A 15,353-nucleotide genomic window follows, 5' to 3' on the forward strand; every position below is an offset into this window, starting at 1 on the left:
GAACTTGACGGTGAACGCGGCGGAGGGCTCGGCGGTGGTGGTGGCCCGGCGGTGGCGGTGGCCCGGCGGCGGCTCGGCGGTGGCCCGGCTCAGCGGTCGGAGCTGAGGACCCTGCCGATCTCCTCGGAGGCCGTCCGGGCAGCCTGCCTGGGGTCCCGGCCGGTGAGGACGGCCGTCATGAAGGGCTTGATCGGGTTCTTGGCCTCGACCTCGGCCCAGCGGGCGGAGGTGGGGGTGGCCCGCCCCTGGGCCGCGCCGGGGGCCATGTTGGTGGCGCCCTCGTTGCCCTCGACCACGTGCGCGAGGGTGGTCTTGTTCGGTACGTAGCTCATCGTGCGGGCGAGTTCCGTCTGCCACTTCTCGCTGACCAGGGCCGTGATCACGTCGACGGCGTGCTTCCGCTGTCCGGTCCGCTCCGGGATGATCAGGTCGGAGCCGCCGGTGAAGACGGCGCCCGGCTTGTCGGAGGTCTTGCCGGGGATCGGGAAGAAGCCCAGCTTGCCCTTCAGGGCGGGGTTGGCCGCCTCGATCTCGGCGGCCTGGCCGGGCGGGGCGATGATCTGCGCGACCTGGCCGCGCGCGAAGACCTGCGACTGCGGCGGCGTCTCCTCGTCGGCGTCCTTGGGGCCGTCGCCGAGGGCCTGGAGCTGCCGGTAGAAGTCCATGCCGACCAGGGCCTTCTCGTCGTCGAGGGTGCCGACCCACCTTCCGCCGGTCTCGATGGCGAGCTCACCGCCCTCGTCCCAGACGAAGCCGGCGAGGACGTACCAGTTCTGGCCCGCGAGGTAGATGCCCTGCTGGTCGCCCTTGTCGAGCTTCTGGGTGGCCTGGATCCATTCCTGGCGGTTCTTGGGCGGGGTCTTGATGCCGGCGTTCGCGAAGAGGTCCTTCTGGTAGATGACCACCCGGTTGGCGGCGTACCAGGGCACGCCGTACTGGGCGCCGTTGACGCTGCCCGGTTCGGCGAGGCCCTTGAGCCAGTCCTTGCTGCCCCACTCGCGCAGGCCTTCGAGGGTGAGCTCGGAGAGTCCGCCCTTCTCGATGTACTGGGCGACCTGGGTGTTGCCGACCTCGATGACGTCGGCGCTCTCCTTGCTCGTGCCGTCGAGCACGGCGTTCACCTTGTCGCCGATCCCCGTCCACTCCTGGATCCTGACGTCCAGGTCGACGCCGGGGTGTTCCTGCTCGAACGACGCGGTGAACTTTCCGATGAAGTCCTCCGAGGCGCTGCCCTTCATCAGCCAGAGCGTCACCTTCTGCGGTCCTGAAGCCGATTCGGTCAGCCGGCTGCAGCCCGTGAGGGCGACCGCGGCCGCGAGGGCGGTGCACAGGGCGGGCAAGCGCATCTTCAAGAGGGTCACCTTCTGGGGGCTCGATCTCAGATGGCTCGAAATTGGCATAGACCAATGGGCCGGTCAAGGGCCTTTCGCTCCGGATTGTTCGCGCAAAGTTCGCGGAGCCGGACTTACTGGGGCACCGTAGAACCAGGCAAAAGCCACCCACTGTCGGGAGACCCCATGTCCAATCACACGTACCGGGTGACCGAGATCGTCGGCACCTCCCACGAGGGCATCGATCAGGCCATCCGCAACGGGATCGCCCGGGCGGGCCAGACCGTGCGCAACCTGGACTGGTTCGAGGTGGTCCAGGTACGCGGCCACATCGAGAACGGGGAGATCGCCCACTACCAGGTGGGCCTCAAGGTCGGCTTCCGCCTCGAGGGCGAGGACTGAGCCCCGGCGGGCGCCTCGGCGGGCCGGGCCGGCCCGCCGGCCGCGGGTCAGGTCCGGCCCTCGACCTCCTGCGCGGATTCGAGCTCCGGCGCCTCCGCCGCCCAGTCGGCCTGCACCACCCGGAAACCGGCGGCCCGGGCCGCCCGGCAGACGAGCTCGTCGTCGTCCACGAGCATGCGCACCACCCGGCCGCGCGCGATCCGGCCCAGCACCTCCAGCTTGGTCGTACGGGCCGGCCGCCGGTCCTGGTTCCCGCGCATCCACAGCCGTCCCTCGGGCAGCCCGTGGCGGGCGAGCCAGTCGAGCGTGTCGGGGCGGCACCGCTCGGGGCGCCCGGTGAGGTACACCACCTCGCAGTCGGCGGCGCTCTCCACCGCGAGCGCCACCCCGCGCGTGAGCGGCGGATCGGCGGGTGCCGCACCGAAGAAGCCGGTCCAGTCACGAGGGCGCCGCTCCAGGAAGTGCTGGCGATGGCCGGTGTCCGCCAGCGTGTTGTCGATGTCGAAGACGGCCAGCGGCCGAGAGGTGCTCTTCTCGCTCATCCGGCCAGCCTAGAGCCGGGCACGGACACGGGCGCCGCCCCGCCAGAGCAGGGGCGGGGGGAATCCTGTCGGCCCCCGGACGTTGACACCTGTGTGATCCGAAGAATCTCGATACTCGACCGGTCCCGCACCCGCGAGGGTCACCCGGCCCCGCAGGCCCTGCGCGACACCGTGGGGCTGGCCCGGACGGCCGAGGAACTCGGCTACCACCGCTTCTGGGTGTCCGAGCACCACAGCGTGCCCGGGGTAGCCGGTTCGGCGCCGGTCGTACTGGCCGCGGCCGTCGCCGGCGCGACGCACCGCATCCGGGTCGGCACGGGCGGGGTGATGCTGCCCAACCACCAGCCGCTGGTGGTCGCCGAGCAGTTCGGGGTGCTGGAGTCGCTGTTCCCCGGTCGGATCGACATGGGGCTCGGCCGCTCGGTCGGCTTCACCAACGGGATCCGGCGCGCGCTGGGCCGGGACACCGGGGACGCCGACCGCTTCGAGGAGCAGCTGGCCGAGCTGCTGGGCTGGCTCGACGGCACCCAGCAGGCGCACCCCGAAGTGCACGCCCGCCCCACCGAGGGCCTGCGCATACCGGCGTACGTCCTGGCGACCGGCGAGGGCGCCGGGATCGCCGCCCGGGCCGGGCTGCCGCTGGTGGTGGGCGACCTGCGGTCCCGCGGCCGGGTGAGCGAGATCGTGGAGGCGTACCGCAAGCAGTTCCGGCCCTCCGCCCGGGGCGCGGAGCCGTACGTGGTCGTCTCCGGAACGGTGGCGGTCGCCGCCACGGCGGAGGAAGCCCGCCGCATCCTGCTCCCGGAGGCCTGGTCCGTCGCGTACTCCCGCACCCGGGGCAGCTTCCCGCCCCTGCGCCCGGCGGAGGAGATCGAGGCACTGGAGATGACCCCGAAGGAGCGGGAACTGTACGAGGCCGCCCTCGCCGGCCACATCCACGGCACCGAGGACCAGGTCGCCGCCCAGCTGTCCGAGGTCGCCGCCCTGACCGGCGCGGACGAACTCCTGGTCACGACCTCCACGTACGACCGCACGGCCCTCCTGGACTCGTACGCCCGCCTGGCCGGCATCGCGGGCCTCCAGGACCCTGCGGTGGGAAGCCCGGGGATCGGGTAGCGTCGGTGAGCGTGCCGTTCGCGGTGGTGGCGCGAGGTCAACCGAACTGTGCGAGGGGCGCGTTGAGCGGGACGACGAAAGGCCGGGGCGCACCCGGCCTCATGGTGCTGTCGATCGGGGTCGGAAGCTTCGCCGAGGGCTCCGAGCTGGAGGACCTCGGTTTCGTGCGCTCGCGGGTCGAGGAAGTACAGCGAGCGTTCAAGGAGTTCGAAGCGACAGGGGTGACCTCCCTGGACCGTTCCGAGGGCGAGATCGACGCCCTGTTGCGGAGGTGGATCCTCGATGAGCGCGGCTCGGCGGGCACACTCATCGTCCATCTGATCGGGCACGGCCGGCCCGATCGCAGCGACAGGCTCTCCCTCGTGGCGCACGACGACCGGGACGTCGACGTCGACCGCTGGATCGAGAAGGCGCAGCAGGAGGCCGAACGGAGCGGAGACCAGCGCCGAGTCGTCTTCCTCGTCGACACCTGCTCGGCGGGCACCGCGACGGGACGGCAGCGGATCAACGAGCTCGACGGCGAGCGCGGCGTGTGGACGCTCGGCGCGTCGGTCAGCAGCTCGCCGACGGAACGTGGCCGCTTCAGCGGATGGATCGCCGCCGCTCTGGACAAGCTCTGCTACGGGGACTTCGCCCCGGGCGTCGAGGCCATCGAATTCACCTGGTTCGTGCGGGAATTGCTCACCCAGGTCAGAACGGACAGCACTTGGCGACGTGTGTCCCTCGGCTTCAGCGTGGAACAGGGCGACACGGAGTGGCCGTTCCTGCCGAACCCCCGCACGCTCGAACGCACGCCGGAACAGCTCCAGTTACAGCGCCGCTCGCTGGGCTACGTCCCCGGCGAGGACCTGGGCGAGCAGATCGCCGCGGGAGAGGCGATCACCGACGGCCTCTACTTCATCGACCGTGCTTCCGGTCGCGGCCTCTTCTCCGCTGATCACAGCACGGGCTTCTTCTCGGGCCGAGCCGCCGAGCTGGAGCACTACCGCACCTGGTTGGACGGCGAAAGCCCGCTGCTGACCGTCACGGGCGCGGCCGGTGCGGGAAAGTCGGGGTTGCTCGGCCTCGTCGTGTGCGCCGCCCATCCGGACCTGAGACGGCGGGTCCGGCCACTCTGGGAGTCCGCCGGACGCGATCTTCCGGAAATCCCGGACGTCGTCGCCGTGCACGCACGACAGCGCTCGGCGGAGCAAGTCATGGCCAACATCGTGAACCAGGCGGGCCTCGTCCTGCCCGAGGACGACGGCCCCGAGGGAGAGGCACCGGAGCAGGAGGACGCCAGTGCCGATTCCCCTCGTTGGACCGGCCGCCTCCTGCGCGAAGCTCTCAAGCGGGAGGGGAAGCACCGGCTCATCGTGGTCGACGCCGTTGACGAGAGCACCGAGCCGCGAGCCGTGCTGAGCCTGATGTCCGGCCTCGTCACTCCCGCCGGGAAGGACACCACCACCTCTTCCGCACCGTGCCGCATCCTGCTCGGCGGCCGACGGGAGGTGGTGGCCGGATGGTCCGCCGCCGCTGAGGCCTCCGGGACCGCTGTGGACCGGATCGACCTGGACACGGCGGAACCGGTCACGCTCGAGGACGACGTGCGTCGCTACGTCGCGCAGCTACTCAGGGCCAGCAAGCCCTACTCCTACGGCCCACCCGCGGAATTCGTCGACTACCTGGCGAAGCACGGCGCGCAGCGCATCGTCCGCAATCTGCGGCCGGACAGTCTGTGGGGGCCGTTCCTGATCGCGGGTCTCTACGTCCACTATCTGGTGACCCTGGACAACCCCCCGCTGACGGAGACCAACGCCCAGGCGTACACGTGGGCGGCGTCGGCCGACTTGCCGCATCTGATGGAAGCCGTCCTCACGGCCCGCAACGAGGCGTTCCCTTCGCTCCGCGCGGTCCTCGCCGTGCTCGCGCGGTCGCGTGGCGACGGCATGCCGAGTACGACTCTCCGGCGGTGCCTGACGGCCCTGGGTGCCGACGACCTCACCGACAAGCAGTTCCTCGCCACGTTGCGGGAGGCCACACCGTTCCTCCGGACCGGGATCGATCCCGAAAGCAACATGGCGCTCTACCGGATCTTCCACCAGGGTCTGGCGGACTACCTGCGCGACCACCCCGTCAGTCCCGATCCGGTGGACGCCGCCCAGAGCCTGGACCTGGAGCGGAAGCTGCTGTCGGAGGTCGTCGGCCCCTTCACCGCGGACGCGTGCCTTCCCGGTGACCGGTGGGACTCCGCGGAGCCGTATGTGCTGCGGCACGCCCTCGGGCACGTGGCGGGAGCCGACTCCTGCGAGTACGCCGAGGCGCTCCTCACCGATCCGTACTTCCTCATCCGCTTCGATCCGCGCCAGGACCACAGGGCGATCGACATGACGCAGTCCGAGAAGGCCGCAGAGTACGTGCGGCTACTGAGCACCTCCTGGTCCTCGCACGGACAACTCAGGAGAGCGTCCGACCGTGCTTCAGTGTTCGCCTTCGACGCCCATCGGCTGGGCCTTCCGGAGCTCGTCGCGCAGTTCTCCCGGATCGCGCGGGACGTTGCCTTCCAGCCGGAGGAGACCCATTCCTTGCTCTGGGCAGAGGGCGGCCGAGTGGATTCCAGCGCCCGCTTCATCGAGTCTGCTGGGTTGATGGTGCGCAGTGTCGCGTTCTCGCCGGACGGAACCCTTCTGGCAGCCGGCACACACTCCGGCGTTCGGGTCATGGACACGGACACCTTGCAGGTGACCGTTCCCCTGTTCGGCGGTCCGGACCATTGGGTCACCAGTGTCTCCTTCTCCCCGGATGGGCGACTCCTGGCTTTTGGAACGAGCGGCCGAAAAGGCAACGTCCGGTTCTGGGACGTACAGAAGCGTGCTCTTCTCGACGAACCATGGCTCATCAGGACCAGAGACATCCAGACCCTGGCCTTTTCCCCCGACAGCAGCCTCCTCGTGGTCGGAGGCGGGGAGACCGATGCTGCCGTCTGGGACGTGGCCGGCGAGTGCCCAGTGGAGAGGGCACTTCTCGCAAACAGCGAGAACACCCGAAGCGCACGGTTCAGCCCTGATGGGCTGCTGCTCGCGGCAGCCGGTAGCGGCGGACTCTCTGTGTGGCGGACGGCGGACTGGCACCACGCATCTCCGGACGCGAACAACGCTACGGCGATCGCTTTCTCGGCCGATGGCCGCCTTCTCGGTGCACTCGACCGCAGCGGAGTAACGCTGTGGTGCAGCGAGACGCTCGAATGCATCCGCAGAGTGGAGCACGAGGATCCGATCCCGGGCGACCTGGCGTTCTCGGTGGACGGATCCCTCATGGCTGTCGGCACCTGGGACTCACTCGACGTGATCGAGGTGAGTTCGGGGCGCACAGTCGACCGTCTCGCCACCAACGGTGCGCGCATCCACTCTGTGATGTTCCACCCCTCTGCCCCGTCGACGCTGGTCAGCGGTGACGGCCGCGGTGGCATCCGCCTGTGGAACACCTTCACACAAGGTGGCGGCGTCCCCCAGTTGACGCAGTTCGACTCGCAGTCCGCCACCTGCTCACCGGACGGCCGCTTGATCGCGCTCCTCAACGATACGACGTCCTGTCTCGAACTCCGTGACCCGGCGACGGGACGCACGGTTTCGTTGGACATGCCTCTGAAGGACGGCGGTTGGCTCGCCTTCTCCCCCGACAGCCAGTTACTTGCCGCCACCACGTACGGCGAGGCCCTCGCACTTGTCCGCACCGGCTCGCTCCCACCCCCGCCGGCAGAATCCTTGCGGATGGGCGGGGTTCCGGTGCTCTCCGCTCCCGTCGCCTTCTCCCCTGACAGCCTGCTGTTCGCGCTCGTGCTGGAGGAAGACCTCTCCGGTACGCACGTGATCAAGGTCTGGGCCGTACACGACCTGCGCCTCGTCCAGCGGATTCCGCTGCCCGGACGACCGGGTGCCTTCGGCTTCGCCGGGCCCGAGAAGCTGTTCGTCACCATCGACGGAGCCGTCGCCGTCTACGGCTGCGACGGCACGCACGCACAGGAGACCCCCGCATGATCCGCGTCCTCGGTATCCACGGCGTCCGCAACTACAAGGCCGCCGACACCGCGCCCCTCCTCGGCAGTGCCCGGCTGCGAGCCGACTGGCTCGCCGCGATCGGTCCCACCGCCTCCGGGCTCGATCTGGAGACGGCCTACTACGCCGACCTGCTGCGCAGCGAGCAGCAGAGCGCGGAGCCGGCCGACGACGAGCTGGCGCTGGTCGAGCAGTGGGCGAGGGTCTGGGGTGTCGACCCCAGTGGGGCGCAGGGCCGGGCCACCGGGTGGCTGCGGTGGATCTGCGGGCAGGTCGCCGAGCGGACCAGGCAGAGCCCCGCCGTGGTGGAGAAGAGCGTCAGGCTGTTCTTCCCCGAGGTGGCGCGGTACTTCGCCGCCGGCCGCGACCCCGTGCGCGAGCGGGTCCGGGCCGCGCTGATCCGGCACCGGCCGGACGTCGTCGTCGCGCATTCGCTGGGCAGCGTGGTCGCCTACGAGGCCCTGCACGACCTGGCGGGCGAACTCGACGTACGGCTCCTGCTGACGCTGGGCTCCCCGCTGGCGCTGCCGAACGCGGTGTTCCACCGTCTCGATCCCGGTCCGCTGGAGGGCCGGGGTGCCCGGCCCCCGGGGGTGCGGCAGTGGGCCGACATCGCCGACGTCGGGGATTTCGTGGCCGTCCCGAAGGGTGAGCTGGCCCGGGTGTTCGACGGGGTGGAGGAGCGGCCGGAGATCAGCATCGCTCCCCTGTGGCCGCACAGTGTGCTCGACTACCTGAGGCATCCGGCGGTGGCCGAGGCCATCACGTCCGTCCGGCACTGACGCCGCCGTACAGCTGGTGAGGCCCTAAACTGGGGCGAATGCACCAGTTCACCGATCTCCAGGCCCCTCGCGACCCCTTCGTACGGGTCCGGGGCGCGCGGGAGCACAATCTGCGGGGCGTCGACGTGGACATCCCGCGCGACGCGCTGACCGTGTTCACCGGGGTGTCCGGGTCCGGCAAGAGCTCGCTCGCCTTCGGCACGCTCTACGCCGAGGCGCAGCGCCGGTACTTCGAGTCGGTGGCCCCGTACGCCCGCCGGCTCATCCACCAGATCGGCGCCCCGAAGGTGGACTCCGTCACCGGGCTGCCGCCGGCCGTGTCGCTGGAGCAGCGCCGCTCCTCCCCCGGCTCCCGCTCCTCCGTGGGCACGGTGACCCTGCTGTCCAACTCCCTGCGGATGCTGTACTCCCGGGCCGGCACCTACCCCCCGGGCGCGCCACGGCTGGACTCCGATGCCTTCTCGCCCAACACCGCTTCGGGCGCCTGCCCTTCGTGCCACGGGCTCGGCCGGATCCACCGCACCAGCGAGCAACTCCTCGTCCCTGAACCAGATCTGTCGATCCGTCAGGGCGCCATCGCCGCCTGGCCCGGCGCGTGGCAGGGCAAGAACCTGCGGGACATCCTGGAGACGCTCGGTCACGACGTGGACCGGCCGTGGCGGGAGCTGCCCGCGAAGGACCGCGAGTGGATCCTCTTCACCGAGGAGCAGCCGGTGGTGACCGTGCACCCGGTGCGGGAGGCCGATCGGATCCAACGGCCGTACCAGGGCACGTACATGAGCGCGCAGCGCTACGTCATGCGGACCTTCGCCGACAGCAGGAGCGAGACGCTGCGGGCGCGCGCCGAGCGGTTCCTCGCCGATTCGCCGTGTCCGGTGTGCGAGGGGCGGCGGCTGCGTCCGGAGGCGCTGGCCGTGACCTTCGCGGGGTACGGCATCGCGGAGCTGGCCGCGATGCCGCTGACCGACCTGGACGGCGTACTCGCCGCCGCCGACCTGGACGGGGAGGCCGCCCGGGTGCTGGCCGAGGACCTGCGTTCCCGGATCGGGCCGGTCACGGAGCTGGGGCTGGGGTATCTGAGCCTGGACCGGACCGCGCCGAGCCTCTCCGCGGGCGAGCTGCAGCGGCTGCGGCTGGCGACGCAGCTGCGGTCGGGGCTGTTCGGGGTGGTGTACGTGCTGGACGAGCCGTCGGCGGGGCTGCACCCGGCCGACACCGAGGCGCTGCTCGGCGTACTGGACCGGCTGAAGGAGGCGGGGAACACCCTTTTCGTCGTGGAGCACCAGCTGGACGTGGTGCGGCACGCGGACTGGCTGGTGGACGTGGGTCCGATGGCCGGGGAGCACGGCGGGCAGGTCCTCCACAGCGGGCCGCCCGCGGCTCTGGAGGGTGTGGCGGGGTCGGCGACGGCCCGGCACCTGTTCGCCGCGCGGGAACCGGCCGGGGTGTCCCGGCCGGTGCGTGCGGAGACCGGTGCGGTGCGGCTGACCGGGGTGGACCGGCACAACCTGCGGGGTCTGGACGCGCGTTTCCCGCTGGGGGTGTTCACGGCCGTGACCGGGGTGTCGGGTTCGGGGAAGTCCACGCTGGTGGGGCAGGCGCTGGCCCGGGAGGTCGGCGAGCGGCTCACGGATCCGGACTTTCCCGTACGGCGGCTCGTGGAGGTGGACCAGAAGCCGATCGGCCGGACCCCGCGGTCCAACCTGGCCACATACACGGGCCTGTTCGACGTGGTGCGGCGGCTCTTCACGGCGGCGCCGGATGCCAAGGCCCGAGGCTGGAAGGCGGGCCGGTTCTCCTTCAACGTGGCGGGCGGCCGGTGCGAGACCTGCCAGGGCGAGGGCTTCGTCTCGGTGGAGCTGCTGTTCCTGCCGAGTACGTACGCCCCGTGCCCCGAGTGCGCCGGCGCGCGGTACAACGCCGAGACCCTGGAGGTCCGCTACGCGGGCCTGAACATCGCGGAGGTGCTCGCGCTGACGGTGGAGTCCGCGTCCGGGTTCTTCGCGCAGGTCCCGGCGGTGGCGCGGAGTCTGCGCGCGCTGGAGGACATCGGGCTGGGCTACCTGCGGCTGGGGCAGCCGGCCACCGAGCTGTCGGGCGGCGAGGCGCAGCGGATCAAGCTGGCCACGGAGTTGCAGCGGCTGCGCCGGGACCACACGCTGTACCTGCTGGACGAGCCGACGACGGGGCTGCACCCGGCCGATGTGAGGGTGCTGCTGCGGCAGTTGCACGGGCTGGTGGACGCCGGGCACTCGGTGGTGGTCGTGGAGCACGACATGGAGGTGGTGGCGGGCGCCGACTGGGTGATCGACATGGGTCCGGGCGGCGGCACGGCGGGCGGCCGGGTCGTCGCGGAGGGCACCCCGGCGCAGGTGGCGGCGGCGGGCGGGGGCCGCACGGCGGCCTACCTGGCACGGGCACTCGGCAGCGGCCCGGACAGGACCTAGTGCGGTGAACCTTGCCGGTCACAGCACTAGGTGTACGGGGTCTGGTCGGCGGTGGCCGAGACGCGCAGCCGGTTGTGGTCCGAGACCGCCGTGTCGAGGGGGAGGGCGTCGGCGCTCGCGGCCCGGAAGTGCGGGGCGCTGAAGAAGAGGTAGTCGAGCTTCTTCGCGCCGAAGGTCGTCTCGCCCGATCGGCACGCGGAGGTGGCGGTGGGCGGGCAGACGGCGGGGTCGAAGAACTCCTGGTCGCTCTCGTCGGCCTCGGTGAAGTCCCCGTGGGCGCCGTCCCCTCGCTCCGGCAGGTAGAAGCGGGACAGCGTGGCGGAGCGCGGGGAGTGGTTGAAGTCCCCGCCGAGGACGACGGCGAATCCGTCGTCCAGCCACCGGCGGGCCTGCTCGGCCAGCCGGTCGGCTTCGGGGACGGCGAGGGTGCCGTCGTCCCAGTAGAGGTGGACCGAGCAGGACCAGGTGGGCCGGTCCGCCAGGGAGGCGAGGGCGCAGGGCACGGTGATCGGTTCGCGTTCCCCGCCGACCGTCAGGTCGAGGTCGGCCGTGTCCGAGATCGGGCCGCGGACGAGGACGGCGTTGCCGTAGGCGTGGCCCTCACAGATGGCCGGGTTTCCGGCGGGCAGGGTGGAGGAGTAGAACCCGGCGTAGCCGAGCGCGCCGAGGCGGTCGAGGAGCGCGTGGTACTGGTGCTCGCACACCTCCTGGAGGAAGAGCTGGTCGGCGCCCCAGCCCCCGGGGTCGGCCTCGGCGGCCACTTGGGCGAGCCGGCGCTCCGCGTCGTACGGGGGGCCGGAGCACATGTTGCCGCAGATGTTGTAGCCGGTCAGCCGGACCGTGCCGGCAAGACCGGTCTCGGTGGCCGCGGCAGCGGCCGCGGCCGCGGTCGGTCCGGGCGCGAGGAGGAGGCAGAAGGCGGCGGCGAGGGTGACGACGAGGACGGCCAGGGCGGCAGGGGTTCGGCGCACATCCGTGATGCTTCCCGCGCACCCCACCGCTACCCCAACACCGGCTGAGCACACGGCGGATGCTTCCCCACCCGATACCCGTGCCGACGACCCGGCGACAAGTACACCCGTGGGACTACGCGTCCCCCGGCAGCAGGTGCTGCGGCAGTTCGCGGAAGCTCCACCGGCCCTGGCGGCGGGTGAACATCCAGACGAGGTCGTACCGGTCGGGCCAGGTCGCGGGGACGCCGCGGACCTGGTGGGCGCCGAGGGCCCGGATCAGGCGGGGGACGCCGGTGTGCTCCCAGCAGACGAGTACGGGCATGGGAGCGGCCAACGCCGCCCGGACGAGGGCCGTTTCGGCGCCGAGGGCGAACTCCCTGCGGACGGGGGTGCGCAGCGCGGTCGCCAGCGCCGCGACGGTCTGCCTGCATCGCGCGGGGGCGCCGTCCTTGCCGCCGGCCGCGAAGACGGCGGCGGGCCGGGGCAGCGAGGAGCCCTTGGCGGGCGGGAAGAGGCGCGGGAGCTGTTCGGCGCGGCGCCAGCCGCGGCCGGCCAGCGAGCCGGGGTCGTCCTCGCCCTCCTCGTCCCAGCCGGAGTCACCGGCGTACGGCTTCTCCGCGTGCCGGATCACCATGATCAGGGCGTCCTTGGGTCCGGCCTGCGGGCCGGGGGCGGGGGTGCGGGGTTCTTCCCCGCCGGAGCAGCCGGCCGCGGTCAGCGGGGCGAGGGCGGCGGCCAGTACGGCTCGGCGGCGCGGTCCGTACCCGGTGGGGGCTTCTGGCATGGGGTCACTGTCCCCCATGGCCCGGGCGCCTGCGGGGTGCGGCGCGGGGTGGGCCGCGCCCGGTCAGCCGATCGGCGCAGGGCCGGACGCCCGGCGCCCCCGCCGCCCTGCAAGGCCGGGCGCGGCGTACGGCCCGTCCGGGCGCCCCGCCGGCGGACCGGGGTGCCGATCAGGACGGACGTACGGCCCGTCCGGGTGCCCCGCCGGCGGACCGGGGTGGCCGATCGGGACGGGACGGGCGCGCACGCTCCTCCCGTACCAGCGGTCAGCGGGGGCCCTTGCGCACCGCCCGCAGCCACTCCTTGTTCATCGCGGCGATCGACGGCAGCGGGATCCCCTTCGGGCAGGCCGTGGCGCACTCCCCGGTGAGGGTGCAGCCGCCGAAGCCCTCCTCGTCCATCCGGGCCACCATGTCCAGCACCCGGGTCTCCCGCTCCGGCGAGCCCTGCGGGAGCACGTTCAGGTGGTTGACCTTGGCGGAGGTGAAGAGCATCGCGGAGCCGTTGGGGCAGGCCGCCACGCACGCGCCGCAGCCGATGCACTCGGCGTGTTCGAAGGCGAAGTCGGCGTCGGCCTTGGGCACGGCGGTGGCGTGCGCGTCGGGCGCGGCGCCGGTGGGGGCGGTGATGTAGCCGCCGGCCTGGATGATGCGGTCGAAGGCGCCGCGGTCGACGACGAGGTCCTTGACCACCGGGAAGGCCGCGGCCCGCCAGGGCTCGACGTCGATGGTGTCGCCGTCGGTGAAGGACCGCATGTGCAGCTGACAGGTGGTGGTGCGCTCGGGGCCGTGGGCGTCGCCGTTGATGACGAGGCTGCACGCGCCGCAGATGCCCTCGCGGCAGTCGTGGTCGAAGGCGACCGGGTCCTCACCGCGCAGGATGAGGTCCTCGTTGAGGGTGTCGAGCATCTCCAGGAAGGACATGTCCTCGGAGATCCCGTCGACCTCGTACGAGGCCATGTGGCCGGGGGCGTCGGCGCCGCGCTGGCGCCAGACGCGCAGGGTGAGCTTCATGCGTAGCTCCGCTGGGTGGGGTGGACGTACTCGAAGACGAGGTCTTCCTTGTGCAGGACGGGGGCGGCGCCGGTGCCCTGGTACTCCCAGGCGGCGGCGTAGGCGAACTCCTCGTCGCGGCGGGCGGCCTCACCGTCCGCGGTCTGGGACTCCTCGCGGAAGTGGCCGCCGCAGGACTCGGCGCGGTGGAGGGCGTCGAGGCACATCAGCTCGGCGAGCTCCAGGTAGTCGACGATGCGGTTGGCCTTCTCCAGCGACTGGTTGAACTCTGCCCCGCTGCCGGGGACCTTGATGCGCTGCCAGAACTCCTCGCGGATCTCCGGGATCCGGGCGAGGGCCTTGCGCAGTCCTTCCTCGGTGCGGGACATGCCGCAGTACTCCCACATGAGCTCGCCGATCTCGCGGTGGAAGGAGTCCGGGGTGCGGTCGCCGTCGACGGCGAGCAGCTTGGCGAGGCAGTCGCGGACCTCCCGTACGGCGGCGGCGGCCTCGGGGTGGGTGTCGTCGACGGCGTCCTGGTGGGGGTGGCGGGCGAGGTAGTCGTTGATGGTGGAGGGAAGCACGAAGTAGCCGTCGCCGAGGCCCTGCATCAGGGCGGAGGCGCCGAGGCGGTTGGCGCCGTGGTCGGAGAAGTTGGCCTCACCGATCGCGAACAGGCCGGGGACGGTGGTCTGGAGGTCGTAGTCGACCCACAGTCCGCCCATCGTGTAGTGCACGGCCGGATAGATCCTCATGGGGACCTCGTACGGGTCCTCCGCGGTGATCCGCTCGTACATCTCGAAGAGGTTGCCGTACTTCTCGGCGACCTTGTCGCGGCCCATGCGGTGGATGGCGTCGGCGAAGTCGAGGTAGACGCCCTGACCGCCGGGGCCGACGCCGCGGCCCTCGTCGCAGACGTTCTTCGCGGCGCGGGAGGCGATGTCGCGGGGGACGAGGTTGCCGAAGGAGGGGTAGATCCGCTCCAGGTAGTAGTCGCGCTCCGCCTCGGGGATCTGGGCGGCGGGGCGGGTGTCGCCCTTGGCCTTGGGGACCCAGATGCGGCCGTCGTTGCGCAGTGACTCGCTCATCAGGGTGAGCTTGGACTGGTGGTCGCCGGTGCGCGGGATGCAGGTGGGGTGGATCTGGGTGAAGCAGGGGTTGGCGAAGTACGCGCCGCGCCGGTGCGCCCGCCAGACGGCGGTCGCGTTGGAGTTCATGGCGTTGGTGGAGAGGTAGAAGACGTTGCCGTAGCCACCGCTCGCCAGGACCACCGCGTCCGCGTAGTGGGTGGAGATCTCGCCGGTGATCAGGTCGCGGGCCACGATGCCGCGGGCCACGCCGTCGACGACGACCAGGTCGAGCATCTCGGTACGGGCGTGCATCTCGACGTTGCCCGCGGCGATCTGCCGGGACAGCGCCTGGTAGGCGCCGAGGAGGAGCTGCTGGCCGGTCTGGCCGCGGGCGTAGAAGGTGCGGGACACCTGGACGCCGCCGAAGGAGCGGGTGTCGAGGAGGCCGCCGTACTCGCGGGCGAAGGGGACTCCCTGGGCCACGCACTGGTCGATGATCTCGACGGAGATCTGGGCGAGGCGGTGGACGTTGGACTCGCGGGCGCGGAAGTCGCCGCCCTTGACGGTGTCGTAGAAGAGGCGGTGCACCGAGTCGCCGTCGTTGCGGTAGTTCTTGGCGGCGTTGATGCCTCCCTGGGCGGCGATGGAGTGGGCCCGGCGCGGGGAGTCGGAAAAGCAGAACTGGACCACGTGGTAGCCCTGTTCGGCAAGGGTGGCGCCGGCCGCTCCGCCCGCGAGGCCGGTGCCGACGACGATGATGCGGTGCTTGCGGCGGTTGGCCGGGTTGACCAGCTTGGCCTCGAAGCGGCGGCGGTCCCAGCGGTCGGCGATCGGACCTTCGGGGGCCTTGGTGTCGGCGACGGGCTCGCCTTCGGTGTAGTGGGCGTAGTCGTTGCTCATG

11 protein-coding genes are annotated in these 15,353 nt (G+C 71.6%); 5 read left to right on the plus strand and 6 right to left on the minus strand.

The annotated features are described in order from the left end of the window. Positions 1–89 precede the first annotated feature (89 nt). The gene (locus ACZ6JT_RS04285; RefSeq protein WP_469207010.1) at positions 90–1,352 is read right to left on the minus strand and encodes an extracellular solute-binding protein; all 1,263 of its coding nucleotides are present in this window, start codon (positions 1,350–1,352) and stop codon (positions 90–92) included. A 165-nt stretch (positions 1,353–1,517) separates the two neighbouring features. Between ACZ6JT_RS04285 and ACZ6JT_RS04290 the strand changes: the two genes are divergently transcribed. Beyond that, the gene (locus tag ACZ6JT_RS04290) at positions 1,518–1,733 is read left to right on the plus strand and encodes a dodecin (RefSeq protein ID WP_030663252.1); all 216 of its coding nucleotides are present in this window, start codon (positions 1,518–1,520) and stop codon (positions 1,731–1,733) included. A gap of 47 nt (positions 1,734–1,780) precedes the next feature. Here the strand turns inward: ACZ6JT_RS04290 and ACZ6JT_RS04295 are convergent, their stop codons facing one another. Further along, positions 1,781–2,275, minus strand: coding sequence for a phosphatase domain-containing protein (locus tag ACZ6JT_RS04295; RefSeq protein WP_469207012.1), 495 nt, complete (start codon positions 2,273–2,275; stop codon positions 1,781–1,783). Positions 2,276–2,368: 93 nt separating this feature from the next. Between ACZ6JT_RS04295 and ACZ6JT_RS04300 the strand changes: the two genes are divergently transcribed. From ACZ6JT_RS04300 to ACZ6JT_RS04315, 4 genes are read left to right on the plus strand one after another with little or no spacing between them, the layout of a single operon-like run. Further along, positions 2,369–3,391 (plus strand): MsnO8 family LLM class oxidoreductase, encoded by a 1,023-nt coding sequence (locus ACZ6JT_RS04300; RefSeq protein WP_469207014.1) that lies wholly within the window; start codon positions 2,369–2,371, stop codon positions 3,389–3,391. 5 nt (positions 3,392–3,396) lie between these two features. Further along, positions 3,397–7,407, plus strand: a complete 4,011-nt coding sequence (locus tag ACZ6JT_RS04305) for a P-loop domain-containing protein (RefSeq protein ID WP_469207016.1) — start codon at positions 3,397–3,399, stop codon at positions 7,405–7,407. Continuing rightward, positions 7,404–8,207: a hypothetical protein gene (locus ACZ6JT_RS04310; RefSeq protein WP_469207018.1), complete on the plus strand. Its 804-nt coding sequence runs from the start codon at positions 7,404–7,406 to the stop codon at positions 8,205–8,207. Before ACZ6JT_RS04305 ends, ACZ6JT_RS04310 begins: the two co-directional genes overlap by 4 nt. A 38-nt stretch (positions 8,208–8,245) precedes the next feature. Continuing rightward, a complete protein-coding gene (locus ACZ6JT_RS04315) occupies positions 8,246–10,654 on the plus strand; it encodes an excinuclease ABC subunit UvrA (protein ID WP_469207020.1) in 2,409 nt (802 codons plus the stop codon). A gap of 26 nt (positions 10,655–10,680) precedes the next feature. On the opposite strand, the gene ACZ6JT_RS04320 is transcribed toward ACZ6JT_RS04315, so the two are convergent. The 4 genes from ACZ6JT_RS04320 to ACZ6JT_RS04335 form a co-directional block, all read right to left on the minus strand. Next, a complete protein-coding gene (locus ACZ6JT_RS04320; RefSeq protein WP_469207022.1) occupies positions 10,681–11,625 on the minus strand; it encodes an endonuclease/exonuclease/phosphatase family protein in 945 nt (314 codons plus the stop codon). A gap of 115 nt (positions 11,626–11,740) precedes the next feature. Then, the gene (locus tag ACZ6JT_RS04325; RefSeq protein WP_469207024.1) at positions 11,741–12,391 is read right to left on the minus strand and encodes a hypothetical protein; all 651 of its coding nucleotides are present in this window, start codon (positions 12,389–12,391) and stop codon (positions 11,741–11,743) included. A gap of 265 nt (positions 12,392–12,656) precedes the next feature. Further along, positions 12,657–13,403 (minus strand): succinate dehydrogenase/fumarate reductase iron-sulfur subunit, encoded by a 747-nt coding sequence (locus ACZ6JT_RS04330; protein WP_376618819.1) that lies wholly within the window; start codon positions 13,401–13,403, stop codon positions 12,657–12,659. After that, positions 13,400–15,352, minus strand: coding sequence for a fumarate reductase/succinate dehydrogenase flavoprotein subunit (locus tag ACZ6JT_RS04335; RefSeq protein WP_469207026.1), 1,953 nt, complete (start codon positions 15,350–15,352; stop codon positions 13,400–13,402). The genes ACZ6JT_RS04330 and ACZ6JT_RS04335 overlap by 4 nt, the downstream gene beginning before the upstream one ends. Position 15,353: the final 1 nt, after the last annotated feature.

It is taken from the genome of Streptomyces sp. NPDC046308, assembly GCF_055588065.1.

Coding starts and splice junctions, on each gene's coding strand:
- ACZ6JT_RS04290 (WP_030663252.1), top strand. CDS start 1,518: ATGTCCAATCACACGTACCGGGTGACCGAGATCGTCGGCACCTCCCAC.
- ACZ6JT_RS04295 (WP_469207012.1), bottom strand. CDS start 2,275: ATGAGCGAGAAGAGCACCTCTCGGCCGCTGGCCGTCTTCGACATCGAC.
- ACZ6JT_RS04310 (WP_469207018.1), top strand. CDS start 7,404: ATGATCCGCGTCCTCGGTATCCACGGCGTCCGCAACTACAAGGCCGCC.
- ACZ6JT_RS04315 (WP_469207020.1), top strand. CDS start 8,246: ATGCACCAGTTCACCGATCTCCAGGCCCCTCGCGACCCCTTCGTACGG.
- ACZ6JT_RS04325 (WP_469207024.1), bottom strand. CDS start 12,391: ATGCCAGAAGCCCCCACCGGGTACGGACCGCGCCGCCGAGCCGTACTG.
- ACZ6JT_RS04330 (WP_376618819.1), bottom strand. CDS start 13,403: ATGAAGCTCACCCTGCGCGTCTGGCGCCAGCGCGGCGCCGACGCCCCC.
- ACZ6JT_RS04335 (WP_469207026.1), bottom strand. CDS start 15,352: ATGAGCAACGACTACGCCCACTACACCGAAGGCGAGCCCGTCGCCGAC.